The following is a 14,212-nucleotide window of genomic DNA, read 5'->3' as shown; positions in this document are numbered from 1 at the left end:
ACGCTTCGGCACCAACCGGCTCCTACCGAAGATCCTCGATCTACCCGAACACGTTTGGATCAACAAACCAGAGGCGGAACCTCAGGCCGCATAACTCCCGCTGGCCTCAAATCCTTGACACGTTCCGTCTGATCCAACCCCGCACTGCTCAGGTACGTGGTCGCCACGATTCCCCTCCCTTGTTGAAGGGCGGGCATGCCAGCACCGACGAGTTGACCCGGCTGCGCGCCCGCCCCGCACCCACCGCCGTAGCCTTCGAGGCGGTACGGCGGCGAGGTACATCTGCGGTCTTACGACCCGATCGTGTCGGCTATGGACTGTCTGCCGTTGATCGGCCATTGCATGTAGCGTTGTCGCTACAGACGTTGACCACCAGTAGTGATCCGTTAGCTGACTGTTAGCTAACGGCATAGTTGGCAGGGGACAACCGTGACCGACGAGACTGTCGGAGAAGCGCTACGCAGATGGCGTGCCCAACGCCGTCTGACGCTGCGTCAACTCGCAAAGAAGGTCAACTACAGCCACGTCTACATCTGGGAGATCGAGAAGGACGTCAAAGCGCCGAGCCTGGAGTTCGTCGCCGCCTGCGACAGCAGCCTCCAAGCCGGAGGTCAGCTCATCGCCACGGCGGCCCGAGCCCGCCCGGCCGACCCGACGCCCACCCTCGATGACCTGGGTCTGACGTTCGCACAGCAGTGGTCGGAAGGCTTGGACATCGTGACATCCCTCTGGCGGCACGACGCCGGACGACGCCGCTTCCTACACGACGCCGTGTACGCCTCGGCCGCGCTTGCCCTACCCGTACGGCAGTGGCTCACGCTCACCGATCAGCCGAGTCGGTCTGCGGTGCCCAGCGGTGACGCAGCGGGTGCGGAGACGATCCGGGCGATGACGCGCACCTTCCGAACCCTCGACAACCGCTACGGCGGAGGGCAGATCCGCCCAGCCGTCGTCCGTTACCTCGACGCCGGGGTCACCCCGCTGCTGCGCAACGCGACCAGCCCGACGCAGCTCGGCGAGCCCACGCTCAGCGCCATCGCCGAGATGACCCAACTCGCCGGCTGGCTCGCGTACGACACCTGCGAGCACGGGCTCGGACAGAGGTATTTCACCCAGGCGCTCGCCCTGGCATCAGCTGCACAGGACCGCCCGCTCGGCGCGGAGATCCTCGCCGCGATGAGCCACCAAGCGATCTTCCTCGGCGAGCACCGGCCCGCGATCACCCTCGCCGAAGCCGCACACCGCACCGCCACCCGCGCCAACATCCCCGCCCTGGCGGCCGAGGCATCCGTGATGAGGGCCCACGCGTACGCCCAACTCGGCGACGAGAAGACCAGCACCGCCGCGCTGAATGAAGCCGAGAAGGTCTTCGAGAACGCCGACCGGGCCAACGACCCGCACTGGATGGGCTACTTCGACGAGGCGTACCTCGCCGCCATCTCCGGCCACTGCTTCCGCGCCCTCGGCCACCAATCACGTGCCGAACGGTGCGCCCGCCGCTCGCTGGACATGAACACCGGCTACGTACGCGGCCGGCTGTTCAACCAGCTCCTCCTCGCCAGGTCACACGTCCTCGCCCGCGACGTCGACCAAGCCTGCACTGTCGGCAACCAGGCACTCGACCTCGCCGAACAGATCTCCTCCGCCCGCGCGGTTACCTACATCGACCGGCTGGTACGCGAGCTGAACCCATGGCGTACTGACGCCCGAGTCAAGGAGTTCAGCGAACGGGCAAGGCTCGTCACCGCGCAGGCGGCGTAAGCCGACCGTCCCGCCAGCTCATCGCCGCCAGCAGCCCCACCACCGAGGCAGCCCCAACGATCTCACCTCGCGCGATCCGCTCCGGCACCGTGGCCAGCTCGATCCACTCCACCTTCTTGGCCTCGTTGATGTCCGTCGGCGCACCGGTGTACTCCGCGCCCTGGCCGATGAACAGCAGGTTTTCGGCGTCGGCGGTACCCACCATCGGCTGGAACGAGACCAGCGGCTCCAGCCTGGCAGGACGCCAGCCGGTCTCCTCTTCTGCCTCACGAAGAGCGGTGACGGCGGGGTCCTCGGCTTCGTCCACATAGCCGCCCGGTAACTCCCACACCCACCGGTCGATCACGAACCGATGCCGCCACATCATCAAAACCCGCTGGCCCGCATCGTCGAGTACCACCGCCATCGCAGCCTTCGGGACGCGTAACACGTACTGCTCGAACGTTACCCCGTCCGGCAACTCCACACGAGCGATGCTCAGTCTTGCCCGACGTGACTCATCGACCACCCGCTCCTCATGAATGATCCACTCCGGATTGTCAGCTGCGCCTCGCTCGCCCACGGCTTGAGATTACCGGTCGATCTCCGGCATGCCGCGAGCGAGCTCCGCCTCGGTGCGGCCCGCGAATCGCAATGACGTATCCGTATGCCGATCGCGGGGACGGAGCGTGTGCGAGCCGAGCGAGACTTGGGAGAACAGAGGTTCTAGCTCGTATATTCTCCATTGGAATGCAAGGCGAATGATCAGCCCTAATTAGTCTCATGTGTTCTCGGAGGCGAGTGACAAAAAGAGAGGCCGAAGACTCGAAACGTGCGGCACTGCGGGAAGGCCTCCGCCGCCACCCCGCGCCCTAACCATGCTGAGGATTCATGCGGACAACCACCATCGGTGATGTAAAGATCCTGCTCCCGGACCTCGACCCGGAAGATCTTGACAACGTCCACGATCCGGCGAGCGACCTCACCGAGGCCAGCATCGAGGGCGTCTCCTGGCGAGGTGCGCAACTGGAAGACGTCAGCATCCGCAGCAGCCGGATCGCCGGCGCGGACCTCAGCGAGAGTACCTGGGAAGCCGGAGCCATCTGGGGCAGCGAAATCGCCCGCACCGACCTCTCCGGCTCAACCCTGTCCGGGATCACCATCGAACGCTGCGCGTTCACCGGCTCGCGGTTCACCGGTACCCGGCTCACCGACGTACGCCTGAAAGACGTCCTCTTCGACGACTGCCGCTTCGACTACGCCACCTTCCAACGCGTCGTTGCCGCTGGAGCCACAGCCTTCACCGACTGCACCCTCGCCAACGGCACGTGGTCCTCCTGCCGACTACCCAAAATCGTCATCAGGTCCTGCCAGTTGACCGACCTTGAACTCGATTCCTGCCAGCTCCAGGGCGCTGACCTCCGGGGCAACCGCCTCCACGATCTGAAGACGGCACTCGTCAACCTGCACGGGGTCACCCTCGGCCAAGAACAACTCCCCGAACTCACCCAGCTGGTCATCGCGGAGCTACGCGTTGACGTGCGGGCCGACTGAAACGCGGAGTCCGAGCCGTCCGGCCCGTACTCGGTGACAGCCGGCACGGCGTCCAGCTTGACGAACCCTTCGCCGCTCTCAGCGCCGGCCGGGCCGCTCCTTCCGGGTAGTTAGCCGGCCGACTCGTTGTGCTTGCGCACGAGGTCAGGCAGCTCGGCCAGTGAGTCGAGCTGGAACAGGCAGCGGTCGCTGACCGCGTGATCGTCGAGGATGTGCCCCCAGGGGCCGCGACGGACCAGGGCGGTCGCGATCCCGGCCTGCTGCGCCGGCAGGAGAACACGCTCGCGATCACCCCTTGATTGTGCCCCCGGACACGCAGAGTGATCTACGAGGGTCCGTGTGCCCGGAGTCGCCGGGCGCAGACGGGCAGGCTCGGCTCATCGGCGATGACCGCGAGGACAGGCGGACGGAGGATTGCGAAGGGTTGGCGCAGTTGCCTTGTCCGGACATGGGGCGCCACTGTCGGACCACCTCGTGTGTGGGGTGTTGTACAGCGTCCTTGGCTCGCCGCCGTTCCGCGTTGAAACGCCATCGAGCAACGTGGACCGCGCGCAGTTGATCGGCGCCGCTCGACAGCAGGGAATCCACGACAGGCCCGAATCGGCCTGAGGCGTGCACGGCTCACGGCCTGGTCAGCGGGGGCGGTCCGATGCGCTGCCACCCCCGTTGAGCAGTGGATATCTCTGCATGGCAACGATCTACTTGAATGTCCTGAAACTTTGTGGCAATCTCGAGTTCATCGACGTGTAGCGCCCCCCCTGTCTCCGGTGCCACTTGCCTGGCATTTGCCTGGACCTGGATGTTAGCGCTAACACCACGTACCCGGTTCGTCTCCGGAAGGGCTGACGCAGATGAAAGACCTCGTACGTTCGAGCGGATCTCCGCAGCGACCAGGGCGGACCAAGGTGATGTTGTCGACGCTGGCGACCGGGTTGCTGGCCGCCGGCATGGTGCTGGTGCCCGCCGGCGCCGCCCACGCGGCCACCACCCTGGGCGCCTCGGCGGCGGAGAGGGGCCGCTACTTCGGCGCAGCGGTCGGTACGTACAAGTTCTCCGACAGCACGTACATGTCGGTGCTGAACCGCGAGTTCAACAGCCTGGTCGCCGAGAACGAGATGAAGTGGGACGCGACCGAGCCGCAGCGGGGCGTGTTCAACTACGGCGCCGGCGACCGTATCGTCAGCCACGCCCGGTCGCAGGGCATGACCGTACGCGGGCACACCCTGTTGTGGCACGCCCAGCAGCCCGGCTGGGCGCAGAACCTCTCCGGCAGTGACCTGCGCAACGCCGCCATCAACCATGTCACCCAGGTGGCCACCCACTTCCGGGGGCAGATCCACTCCTGGGACGTGGTGAACGAGGCGTTCGCCGACGGGGGCAGCGGGGGCCGGCGTGACTCGAACCTGCAGCGCACCGGCAACGACTGGATCGAGGCCGCGTTCCGGGCCGCCGACGCCGCCGACCCGAACGCCAAGCTCTGCTACAACGACTACAACACCGACGGGATCAACGCGAAGTCGACAGGCATCTACAACATGGTGCGCGACTTCAAGTCCCGGGGCGTACCGATCGACTGCGTCGGGTTCCAGTCACACCTGGGCACCACGATTCCCAGCGACTACCAGGCCAACCTGCAACGCTTCGCCGACCTCGGGGTCGACGTGCAGATCACCGAGCTGGACGTCACCCAGGGAGGTAATCAGGCCAACATCTATGCCACCGTCACCCGGGCCTGCCTGGCGATCTCCCGCTGCACCGGCATCACGGTCTGGGGTGTCCGGGACTGTGACTCCTGGCGCGGCAGCGACAATGCCCTGCTGTTCGACTGCGCCGGCAACAAGAAGGCCGCGTACACGGCGGTCCTCGACGCCCTCAACGGCGGCACGAACCCGAACCCCCCGAGCGGCAACAGGCTGCGCAACGAGGCGTCCGGCCGGTGCCTGGATGTCAACGGCGCCAGCTCGGCCAACGGTACCCAGATGCTCATCTGGGACTGTCACAGCGGGGCCAACCAGCAGTTCACCCAGAACGGGCGGGCGTTGCAGGTGATGGGCAAGTGCCTGGACGTGCCGAACAACGCCGCCGCCGGCACCCGGGCGCAGATCTGGGACTGCACCGGCGCCGCGAACCAGCAGTGGATCCTCAACAGCAACGGCACGATCAGCAACGCTCAGACCGGCCTGTGCCTGGACGTCAACGGCAACAACACCGCCAACGGCACCGCCGTGATCGTGTGGAGCTGCCACGGCAACGCCAACCAACGCTGGACAAGGGCCTGAGATGCGGAAGGACGTGCGGGACCGGTCCGGCTCGGACCGGTCCCGCGCGGCCTCACCCGACCGCTTTCCGTGGACAGTGGCGCACTGCTGACGCGGGCTCCTGATCCGCGGGTTCGGGGTTCGAGTCCCCTGGCGGCGCGGCGCCGCCGGTCACCGGGTGGCCGCCGCGCTGGCCGCCTACGGGTCCTCGCCGGGCGGCGATCCGCTCACGGTCGGTACCCTGCCGCCGCCGTGGTCCGCCCGGTGGGCGTCACCGCGGGCGAGGGCGTGTAGCCGAGTTCCGCGGAGATCTGGTTCGCGGTCTCCAGCAGCAGCGGAAGGTTGGTCTTCAGCTCGTCGAGGCTTGCGATGACCTCGATCGCGGTGAGGGAGACGGCGGCGACGACCTGGCCGCGGTAGTCCCTGATCGGTGCCGCCACGCACATGACGTAGGCGTCGTGCTCGCCGTTGTCGGTGGCCCAGCCGTTCTCGCGGATGCGGGAGAGTTCGGCTTCCAGGCGGTCGCGGTCGGCGAAGGTTGTGTCGGTGAACTGCTCGAAGACGACGTGGGAGAGGAGCCGATCGCGTTCCTCGCGGGGCAGGTACGTCAGTATGATCTTGCCGACGGCGCTCGCGTAGAGCGATACCGCGCGTCCCACCCGGGACGGCAGCTTCACGGCGTCGAAGGCCCGGCTGTCGACCTTGTCGATATAGACGATCTCGTCGCCGGTCAGTTGCGCCAGGTGTACGGTGTGCCCGGTCTCGCGTTGCAGGGTACGTAGCTGCGTGGCGGCGAGTTGTCGCAGGTCCATGGAGCCGAGCGCGAGTTCCGACAGTTCGATCAGTCCGCTGCCGAGCACGTAGGTCCCCGCACCGGTCCGGCGGACGAATCTCTCGGACTCCAGGGTCTGCAGTGTCCGCAGGGCGGTGGACTTGTGGACGCCGAGCACGTCCGCCGCCTCGGTGAGCGTCAGCGGGTGCTCTGCCGATCGACGCAGAAGGTCGATCGCGCGGCGAATCGACTGCGACACAGCCGGTCTCCCTCGTGCGATGGATGGGTTCGTCGGTTTCGCGACCCGGTCGGTGACTGACTGTCGGTGACTGAGTGTCGCGAGTCGACGTTGCACATTATGCAATGTAGTTGACGCTCACTGCAATCTCCACTTGACGCCGTTGCGCATGGCGCTACGATCGTTGCAATTTTCCAGGACGACCTTGGCTTGTAACAGGAGCGTAACGATGAGTAAGAGATTTGCGCGCCTCGGTATCGCCGGGGCGACATGTGCGCTGGGCCTGGTGGCCGCCCTGCTGACCGGGTGCGGCTCCGACGGCGGCTCGAACGATGGCGTCGCCAAGCTGACCTTCGCCGCCTCGACCTTCGGCGACCCGGGCCGTGGGCCGCTGCTGACAGCCTGGCTCGACGAGTTCAACAAGAGCCAGGACAAGGTGCAGGTCTCCGCCGCGGCCGTGCCGTACCCGACCTTCGGGCAGACGGTGCTCACCCAGATGGGCAGCGGCAAGGGACCCGACCTGGTCCGCTTCGACATGCCCGAGTTCGAGGCCGCCGCCGACGCCGGCCTGATCGCGCCGCTCGACGACCTCATCGACGTCGGCAAGTACAACCTGCTCAAGCAGCCCGACCAGTTCATGGTGCACGACGGAGTCCGGCACGGCGTCATCTTCGAGGCGTCGAACTACGCGATGTTCTACAACGCGGACCTGATCCCGCAGCCGCCGACCACGTACGAGCAGTTCTTCGCCACGGCGCGGTCGCTGACCAAGGGTGACGTGTACGGCCTGGCCTTCCGGCAGACGGAGGCCGAGGAAGCCGGCGTGTGGCAGGACATCTTCAACTACGTCTACGGCTTCGGCGGCGCCTGGTCCGACGGCAAGAACCTGACCATCAACTCGGCCGAGAACCTCAAGGGACTGCAGGCGTACAAGGACCTGTACGACGCGAACGTGATCCCGCGCGGCGCGGACGCGGCGACGTTCCGCCGGATGTTCGCCGAGGGCAAGGTCGGGATGGAGCTCAACAACGGCGGGTACGTGACCGCGACCCGTGGCCAGAACGCCAAGCTGAACTTCAGCGTCGCGCCCATCCCGTTCCCGGTCCGCAAGCAGGGCGCGATCCTCGCGCCGATCGTCATCAACGAGGCGAGTGAGGACAAGGAGGCGGCGGCCACCTTCATCCAGTGGACGCTGGAGCCGCAGAACCAGGTCAAGCTGCAGGAGATCCTGGGCGCGAGCAGCGTCGCGACCACCACCGAACGGAGCGCGGAGTCGCTCCAGAAGACCCCGTTCCTCCCGGTCTTCGACCAACTCACCGAGTCCAGCCTGCCGCAGATCGTGCTGGGCTTCGAGGCCAAAACGCCGGACATCCGCAAGGTGATCGTGGAGAACGTGATCGCGGCGCTGCAGGGCAAGGTGGACCTCAAGACCGCGTTGGACCGCGCCCAGCAACAGGCGAGCGAACTGGCCCGCTGACCGGCCCTCGACAAGGCGACGCGACGGCCTGGTGCGCGGCAGCCCCCTACCTGAGAAGGACCGAACTCGATGACTGTTGTCGAGCAGACCAGAACACCCGGAACGGTTCCCCGGTCCGGACCGCGGCGTCGCCGCAGCGGCGCGCTGGGTAGCAGGTGGACCCCCTACCTGTTCCTGGCGCCCGCCGCGCTGTTCATCCTCGTCTTCCAGGGGGTGCCGCTGGTCCAGGAGGTGTACCTCAGCTTCACCCGAACGACCCTGCTCAACCCCACCGGTGGCCAGTGGGTCGGGCTCGACAACTACGAGACGATCTTCGGCGACCCGGACTTCCGCCGTACCCTGCTCACCACCCTCGGCTACGTGGTCGCCTGCGTCGTCTGCTCGGTCGGCCTCGGGCTCGGCGTCGCGCTCCTGCTGAACAAGGGTTTTCGCGGCCGGGGGGTGGCCCGGGCGCTGGTGACCATTCCCTGGGCCGCGCCCGGCATCGCGGTCGCGCTCATCGCGACCTGGATGCTCAACGCGCAGTACGGCATCGTCAACCGGGTCCTCGACGCGGTGGGGCTCGGCGTGCCGGGCGGCGCGATCCTGGACAGCCCGCGGTACGCGCTGCCGGCGGTGCTCGCGACGACCATCTGGCAACTGTTCCCGTTCACCTCGGTGGTGCTGCTCTCGGCGCTGCAGGCCGTACCGCAGGAACTCAACGAGGCGGCGATCATGGACGGCGCCGGACGGTGGGCCACCTTCCGCGCGGTCACCTGGCAGGTCGTCAAGCCGACCGTGGGACTACTGGCCGTGCTCATGACGATCTGGTCGCTGCGCCGGTTCGAGCTCATCTGGCTGATGACGAAGGGCGGTCCGGTCGGCGCGACCCGGACGCTCGTCATCGACCTCTACTCGCAGGCATTCGATTCGAAGAAACTCGGCGCGGCGGCGGCGATCGGCATGGTCGGCGTTGTCATCTCGCTCATCGTCATCATCGGCAGCCGACTCGTCGCCCGTGCCGTGGAGAAGGAGGACGTCCGATGAGGGGCTTCCGCTTCGGTGTCACGGCGCGGATCGTCGCCGTGCTCGCCGTGCTGGGTGTCGCGGTGTTCCCGCTGTACTGGATGCTTGTCACGGCGCTGTCGAGCAACGGCGACCTGTTCGCCGAGCGGCCACGGCTCATCCCCGACTTCAGCCAGTTTGGGGTCTTCGTCGACGCGCTGGCCGAGGGCAAGGCGGCCGGGTGGCTGCTCAACAGCCTGGTGATCGCGGTCGGCACGATGGTCCTCTCGGTCGGCCTCGGCATCCCGATCGCCTACGCGCTGTCCCGGTTCTCGTTCGCGGGCAAGGCCGCCCTGACCCTGGTGCTGCTGTTCACCCAGATGCTCCCCGAGGCGCTGATGGTGGTGCCGCTGTTCTCGCTGTTCCGCCGCTTCGACCTGCTCGACTCGCTGACCGGGCTCGTCCTGGTGAACTCGGCCTTCGTCCTGCCGATCGTCGCGCTGATCCTCAAGGGCGCGCTCGACGGCATCCCGCGGGAACTGGAGGAGGCGGCGCGGGTCGACGGAGGGCGACCGCTTGTCGTCCTGACCCGGATAAACGTGCCGCTGATCGCCCCGTCGATCGCGGCGACAGCGGTCATCGCCTTCTTCCACGCCTGGAACGAGTACGTGTTCGCGGTGACCTTCATCTTCACGCCGGAGCTGCAGCCGGCGTCGGTCGGCATCGCGAACTTCATCGGCGAACTGGGCACACCCATCCAGACGGTGATGGCTGTCGCCTTCATGTTCACCCTGCCCGCCGTCGCCTTCTACCTGCTGGTGCAGAAGTACGTCGTCTCCGGCATGACCGCCGGGGCCGTGAAGGGTTGATCCGGAACATGAAGATCGTCTCGGTCGACGCGCTTGTCGTCGACTTTTACCGTACGAACCTTGTCATCGTGCGGGTCCACACCGACGAGGGGATCGTCGGTCTCGGCGAGGCCACCCTGGAGGGCAAGGAACGGGCCGTCCAGGGCGCGGTCGCCGAGGTCGCCGAGGCGGTCGTGGGTCTGGACCCCACCCGCATCTCGAAGATCCTCTACGAACTCACCCGGGACTGGTACTGGCGCGGTGGGCCGGTCATCATGACCGCCCTGAGCGCGCTGGAGATGGCCCTGTGGGACATCTCGGCCCGGGACCTCGGCGTTCCGGTCTCCCGGCTGCTCGGGGGTGCGACCCGGGACCGGGTTCGCGCGTACGCGAACGGCTGGTTCTCCGGGGCCGTCACCCCCGAGGAGTACGCGGCCGCCGCCCGCGCGACGGTAGGGGCCGGTTTCCGTGGCCTCAAGTGGGATCCGTTCGAGAACTACGACATGACCATCACCACCCGGCAGTTGGACCGGGTACTCGCCCAGGTCGACGCCGTCCGCGGCGCGGTGGGGCGCGACGTCGAGCTGTTCATCGAGGGGCACGGCCGGTTCGACGTCCGGCACGCGATCACCATCGCCAGGGAGATCGCACCGTTCGACCCGGTGTGGTTCGAGGAGCCGTGCCCGCCGGACAACCTCGACGCCCTGGTCGACATCCGCCGCGCCTCGCCGGTGCCGATCGCCGCCGGCGAGCGGTGGTACGGCCGGCAGGGTTTCGCCCCGGCGCTGGCCCGGCAGGCGGTCGACTTCGTCCAGCCGGACGTCACGCACGCCGGCGGAATCGCCGAACTCGCCTTCATCTCCACGCTCGCCGCGACCAGTTACGTGGGCTTCGCGCCGCACAACCCGAGCGGTCCGCTCAGCACCGCCGCGACGCTCCAACTCGCCGCGGCCCTGCCGAACTTCCGGTACCTGGAGATCATGGCGACCGACGTGCCGTGGCGCCCCGAGATCACCAACGAGCGGCTGGTGCTGACCGACGACGGTGACGTGCTCATCCCGTCCGGCGTGGTGGGGCTGGGCATCGAGCTCGACCTCGCCGCGATCGAGCGGCACCCGTTCACCCCGCACCCGCTCCGCATGTTCCGCGACGCCGTGTACGACATCCGACCCCGTGACGAGCGGTCGTACTTCAACCTGGAGAGCACCTCATGACGCTGCCACCGCCCCGGGCGCTCGCCACCGACCCGGACCGGGTCGGCGCCACCACCGGCCCGGACTGGGTCGGCACCGCCGCCGAGGCGCTGCCGGACGACATCGAGCGGAGCCTGCTCGTCGGCCGGATCTGGGATCCCACCGTCGACGGACCCTCGCCGGTGATCGTCCGGGACGGCGAAGTCCTCGACGTGAGTCACCGGTTCCCGACCGTACGGGACATCTGCGAGCTGCCCGATCCCGCCGCGGTCGTGGCCGAGCTCGACGGGCCGCGGCTGGGCAGCTTCGAGGAGATCCTGGCCAACACGGACGCCACGACCCGGGACCACACCCGGCCGTGGCTGCTCACCCCGGTCGACCTCCAGGCGCTGAAGGCGGCCGGGGTGACCTTCCCCGTCTCGATGATCGAACGGGTCATCGAGGAGCGGGCCGGCGGCGACCTGGCGCTCGCGGCGGACCTCCGTCGTCGCACGATCGCCGACATCGGCGCCGACCTGCACACCCTGGCGCCGGGCTCGGTCGAGGCGGAGCGGCTCAAGGTCATGCTGGTCGCCGAGGGAGTCTGGAGCCAGTACCTGGAGGTGGGACTCGGACCGGACGCCGAGATCTTCACCAAGGGTCAGATCCTCTCCGCGGTCGGCACCGCCGTCCCGGTCGGCGTGCTCGCCGCGTCGACCTGGAACAACCCGGAACCCGAGGTCGCGCTCATCGTGCAGTCCAGCGGCCGGATCGTCGGTGCCACCCTCGGTAACGACGTGAACCTCCGGGACGTCGAGGGACGGTCCGCGCTCCTGCTCCCACGGGCGAAGGACAACAACGCCTCGTGCGCCCTCGGGCCCCTGATCCGGCTGTTCGACGACCGGTTCAACCTGGACCGGGTACGCGAGCTCGAAGTACGCCTACAGGTCAGTGGGGTGGACGGCTTCCAGTTGACGGCGGTGTCGGAGATGGCCCGGATGTCCCGGGACCCCGCGACGCTGGTGCAGCAACTGATCGGCCCGCATCACCACTATCCCGACGGCGCGGTGTTGATGCTCGGCACCATGTTCGCGCCCATCCAGGACCGGGACCGGCCGGGCGAGGGGTTCACCCACAAGCTCGACGACGTGGTGCGGATCAGCGCTCCCGCGCTCGGCACCCTGGTCAACCGGGTCCGCCACGCCGAGGAGTGCGAGCCCTGGCAGTTCGGGGTCCGCGATCTGATGGGCAACCTTGTCAGGAGAGGACTGCTGTGAACGTGATCACCACCGTCGACCCGAGCAACGGTCGGCGTCGGACGACCGACCTCACCGAGACCGACGAGAACCGGTTGGCGGTGATCGCCGACGAGGCGTCCCGGGCGGCGCGGTGGCTCGCCGGCCTGGGGCGGCCCGGCCGCGCCGACCTGCTCGACGCGATCGCCGACGCGCTGGAGTCCCGGCGCGCGGATCTGGTCGCGACGGCGCGGTCGGAGACCGGGCTGGGGCACCCGCGACTCGATCAGGAACTCACCCGGTCGGCGGTCCAGCTGCGGATGTTCGGCGACGTGCTGCGCGACGGCGGGTACCTCGAGGCCGCCATCGACCACGCCGCCGACACGCCGCTCGGGCGCGGTCCGGACCTGCGGCGGATGCTCGTCCCCCTGGGGCCGGTCGCCGTTTTCGGGGCCAGCAACTTCCCGTTCGCCTTCTCGGTCGTCGGCGGTGACACCGCCGCCGCGTTGGCCGCCGGTTGCCCCGTCGTGGTGAAGGCCCACCCGTCCCACCCGCTGACGTCGCACGCGTCCGGTGCGGCGATCGAGTCGGCGGTCCGGGGGATGGGTGGTCCGGCTGGCGTGCTCGCCCTGGTGTACGGGGAGCAGGCCGGCCGCGCGCTGGTGAGCCACCCCGTCATCCGGGCGGCCGCGCTGACCGGCTCCCTCGGTGCCGCCCGGGCCATCCAGGCGGCCATCGACGAACGCCCCGATCCCATCCCGTTCTACGCCGAGCTGAGCAGCGTCAACCCGATCGTCGTCCTGCCGGCGGCAGCCGCGACCCGGGGAGAGCAGATCGCCGAGGGGCTGTTCGGCTCCTTCACCGGCTCGGGCGGACAACTGTGCACCAAACCCGGGCTGGCGTTCGTCCCGGCCGACCCCGCCGGCGACCGGCTCGTCGAGGCGCTCCGCGAGCGGGTCGCCTCGGCCGGCGGCGCGGTGCTGCTCAACGAACGCATCCGGGACGCCTTCGTCGAACGGGCGGCGGCGATCGGGCGCGCCGGTGCCCGCCTCGCGGCGCGGCCCGAGGTCGGCCCGGGCGATGGTTTCACCGTCGCGCCGGTTCTGCTGGAGGTCGACCTGTCGGGCCTGACCGCCGAGATCGCCGACGAGTGCTTCGGGCCGCTGATGGTGGTGGTCCGCTATCGCGAGGTCGCCGAGCTCGACGCGGTGCTCGCCACCGTCCCGCCGTCGCTCACCGGGGCCATCCACAGCGGACCGCTGGATGACGCCGGCGAGATCCGCCGGCTGGTCGACGTGCTTGTCGAACGTTCGGGCCGGATCGTCTTCGACGGCTATCCGACCGGCGTCCGGGTCTCGTGGGCGCAGCACCACGGCGGACCCTGGCCGTCGACCAACTCGGTGCATACCTCCGTGGGTGCCACGTCGATCCGGCGATTCCTTCGCCCGTTCGCCTGGCAGGACGCGCCGGAGTGGCTCCTGCCGGAGGAACTCAGGGACGAAGCCGCCGGGATCGCCCGACGAGTGGACGGGAGGTGGGAACCGGCCCAGCCGTGACGGCCTGAACCCCCGCGTCACCCGCGCCGGGCCGGCGACGCGGGATCGACGCTGCCTGGACCCGGTCGGCTACCACCCGTACCGCTCCGCGCGTGCCAACTATCGGTTCACCTCCACCACCGCTGAAGCGGATCGTACACAGTGGACTCGCCGCTCCGGTCGTCGCCTACGACAAGGGCGACACGCTGTTCAACGCGTCGCGGAGCGCGCCGGTGGGCGACAGGTAGGCCAGGGTCGTCTCGGTAGCCGTGGCCATCCTGCTCCTGGTGGATCGCCCGGAGCAGGATGGCCACGGCCGCCGGCGGTGGGTCCCGCGCGGTGCACAAGTCGCGCCGCGGTCTCGAGGCCGACATCTGGGGACGGCCGTGCGGACGCGGC

The 14,212-nt window shown here is 68.5% G+C and carries 11 protein-coding genes and 1 pseudogene; 9 read left to right on the top strand and 3 right to left on the bottom strand.

The window, feature by feature from the left end; translation table 11 throughout:
- Positions 1 to 429 precede the first annotated feature (429 nt).
- The gene (locus tag ABGB05_RS34880; RefSeq protein ID WP_347658259.1) at positions 430 to 1,761 is read left to right on the top strand and encodes a helix-turn-helix transcriptional regulator; all 1,332 of its coding nucleotides are present in this window, start codon (positions 430 to 432) and stop codon (positions 1,759 to 1,761) included.
- Here ABGB05_RS34880 and ABGB05_RS34875 read toward each other — a convergent pair.
- Positions 1,742 to 2,323, bottom strand: coding sequence for an NUDIX hydrolase (locus ABGB05_RS34875; RefSeq protein ID WP_347658258.1), 582 nt, complete (start codon positions 2,321 to 2,323; stop codon positions 1,742 to 1,744). The two genes, ABGB05_RS34880 and ABGB05_RS34875, sit on opposite strands and share 20 nt — an antisense overlap.
- Before the next feature lie 308 nt (positions 2,324 to 2,631).
- Here ABGB05_RS34875 and ABGB05_RS34870 point away from each other — a divergent pair, with 308 nt between their 5' ends.
- Positions 2,632 to 3,294, top strand: a complete 663-nt coding sequence (locus ABGB05_RS34870) for a pentapeptide repeat-containing protein (protein ID WP_347658257.1) — start codon at positions 2,632 to 2,634, stop codon at positions 3,292 to 3,294.
- A gap of 110 nt (positions 3,295 to 3,404) precedes the next feature.
- Here ABGB05_RS34870 and ABGB05_RS34865 read toward each other — a convergent pair.
- Positions 3,405 to 3,587, bottom strand: a pseudogene (locus tag ABGB05_RS34865) (haloacid dehalogenase); the annotation flags it as partial.
- A gap of 615 nt (positions 3,588 to 4,202) precedes the next feature.
- On the opposite strand from ABGB05_RS34865, the gene ABGB05_RS34860 reads away from it, so the two are divergent.
- Positions 4,203 to 5,573, top strand: coding sequence for an endo-1,4-beta-xylanase (locus ABGB05_RS34860; protein ID WP_347658256.1), 1,371 nt, complete (start codon positions 4,203 to 4,205; stop codon positions 5,571 to 5,573).
- Positions 5,574 to 5,779: 206 nt separating this feature from the next.
- On the opposite strand, the gene ABGB05_RS34855 is transcribed toward ABGB05_RS34860, so the two are convergent.
- On the bottom strand, positions 5,780 to 6,583 hold the full coding sequence (locus ABGB05_RS34855) for an IclR family transcriptional regulator (protein WP_347658255.1): 804 nt from the start codon (positions 6,581 to 6,583) through the stop codon (positions 5,780 to 5,782).
- Positions 6,584 to 6,791: 208 nt separating this feature from the next.
- On the opposite strand from ABGB05_RS34855, the gene ABGB05_RS34850 reads away from it, so the two are divergent.
- From ABGB05_RS34850 to ABGB05_RS34825, 6 genes are all read left to right on the top strand, one after another.
- A complete protein-coding gene (locus ABGB05_RS34850; RefSeq protein WP_347658254.1) occupies positions 6,792 to 8,039 on the top strand; it encodes a sugar ABC transporter substrate-binding protein in 1,248 nt (415 codons plus the stop codon).
- Between the two features lie 69 nt (positions 8,040 to 8,108).
- Positions 8,109 to 9,065: a sugar ABC transporter permease gene (locus tag ABGB05_RS34845; protein ID WP_347658253.1), complete on the top strand. Its 957-nt coding sequence runs from the start codon at positions 8,109 to 8,111 to the stop codon at positions 9,063 to 9,065.
- Complete coding sequence (locus tag ABGB05_RS34840) at positions 9,062 to 9,892, top strand: carbohydrate ABC transporter permease (protein ID WP_347658252.1); 831 nt, start codon at positions 9,062 to 9,064, stop codon at positions 9,890 to 9,892. Before ABGB05_RS34845 ends, ABGB05_RS34840 begins: the two co-directional genes overlap by 4 nt.
- Positions 9,893 to 9,900: 8 nt before the next feature.
- Positions 9,901 to 11,085, top strand: coding sequence for a mandelate racemase/muconate lactonizing enzyme family protein (locus ABGB05_RS34835; protein WP_347658251.1), 1,185 nt, complete (start codon positions 9,901 to 9,903; stop codon positions 11,083 to 11,085).
- The gene (locus ABGB05_RS34830) at positions 11,082 to 12,320 is read left to right on the top strand and encodes a fumarylacetoacetate hydrolase family protein (RefSeq protein WP_347658250.1); all 1,239 of its coding nucleotides are present in this window, start codon (positions 11,082 to 11,084) and stop codon (positions 12,318 to 12,320) included. Before ABGB05_RS34835 ends, ABGB05_RS34830 begins: the two co-directional genes overlap by 4 nt.
- A complete protein-coding gene (locus ABGB05_RS34825) occupies positions 12,317 to 13,834 on the top strand; it encodes an aldehyde dehydrogenase (NADP(+)) (protein WP_347658249.1) in 1,518 nt (505 codons plus the stop codon). Before ABGB05_RS34830 ends, ABGB05_RS34825 begins: the two co-directional genes overlap by 4 nt.
- Positions 13,835 to 14,212 lie beyond the last annotated feature (378 nt).

The sequence above is a fragment of the Plantactinospora sp. B5E13 genome, assembly GCF_039871775.1.
In the GTDB taxonomy this organism is placed as follows: Bacteria; Actinomycetota; Actinomycetes; order Mycobacteriales; family Micromonosporaceae; genus Plantactinospora.
This window is presented reverse-complemented; position numbering and strand designations above follow the sequence as displayed.

Excerpts from the sequence above, each read along its gene's own strand:
- ABGB05_RS34840 (WP_347658252.1), top strand. The coding sequence starts at position 9,062 with ATGAGGGGCTTCCGCTTCGGTGTCACGGCGCGGATCGTCGCCGTGCTC.
- ABGB05_RS34830 (WP_347658250.1), top strand. The coding sequence starts at position 11,082 with ATGACGCTGCCACCGCCCCGGGCGCTCGCCACCGACCCGGACCGGGTC.
- ABGB05_RS34845 (WP_347658253.1), top strand. The coding sequence starts at position 8,109 with ATGACTGTTGTCGAGCAGACCAGAACACCCGGAACGGTTCCCCGGTCC.
- ABGB05_RS34835 (WP_347658251.1), top strand. The coding sequence starts at position 9,901 with ATGAAGATCGTCTCGGTCGACGCGCTTGTCGTCGACTTTTACCGTACG.
- ABGB05_RS34870 (WP_347658257.1), top strand. The coding sequence starts at position 2,632 with ATGCGGACAACCACCATCGGTGATGTAAAGATCCTGCTCCCGGACCTC.
- ABGB05_RS34850 (WP_347658254.1), top strand. The coding sequence starts at position 6,792 with ATGAGTAAGAGATTTGCGCGCCTCGGTATCGCCGGGGCGACATGTGCG.
- ABGB05_RS34860 (WP_347658256.1), top strand. The coding sequence starts at position 4,203 with ATGTTGTCGACGCTGGCGACCGGGTTGCTGGCCGCCGGCATGGTGCTG.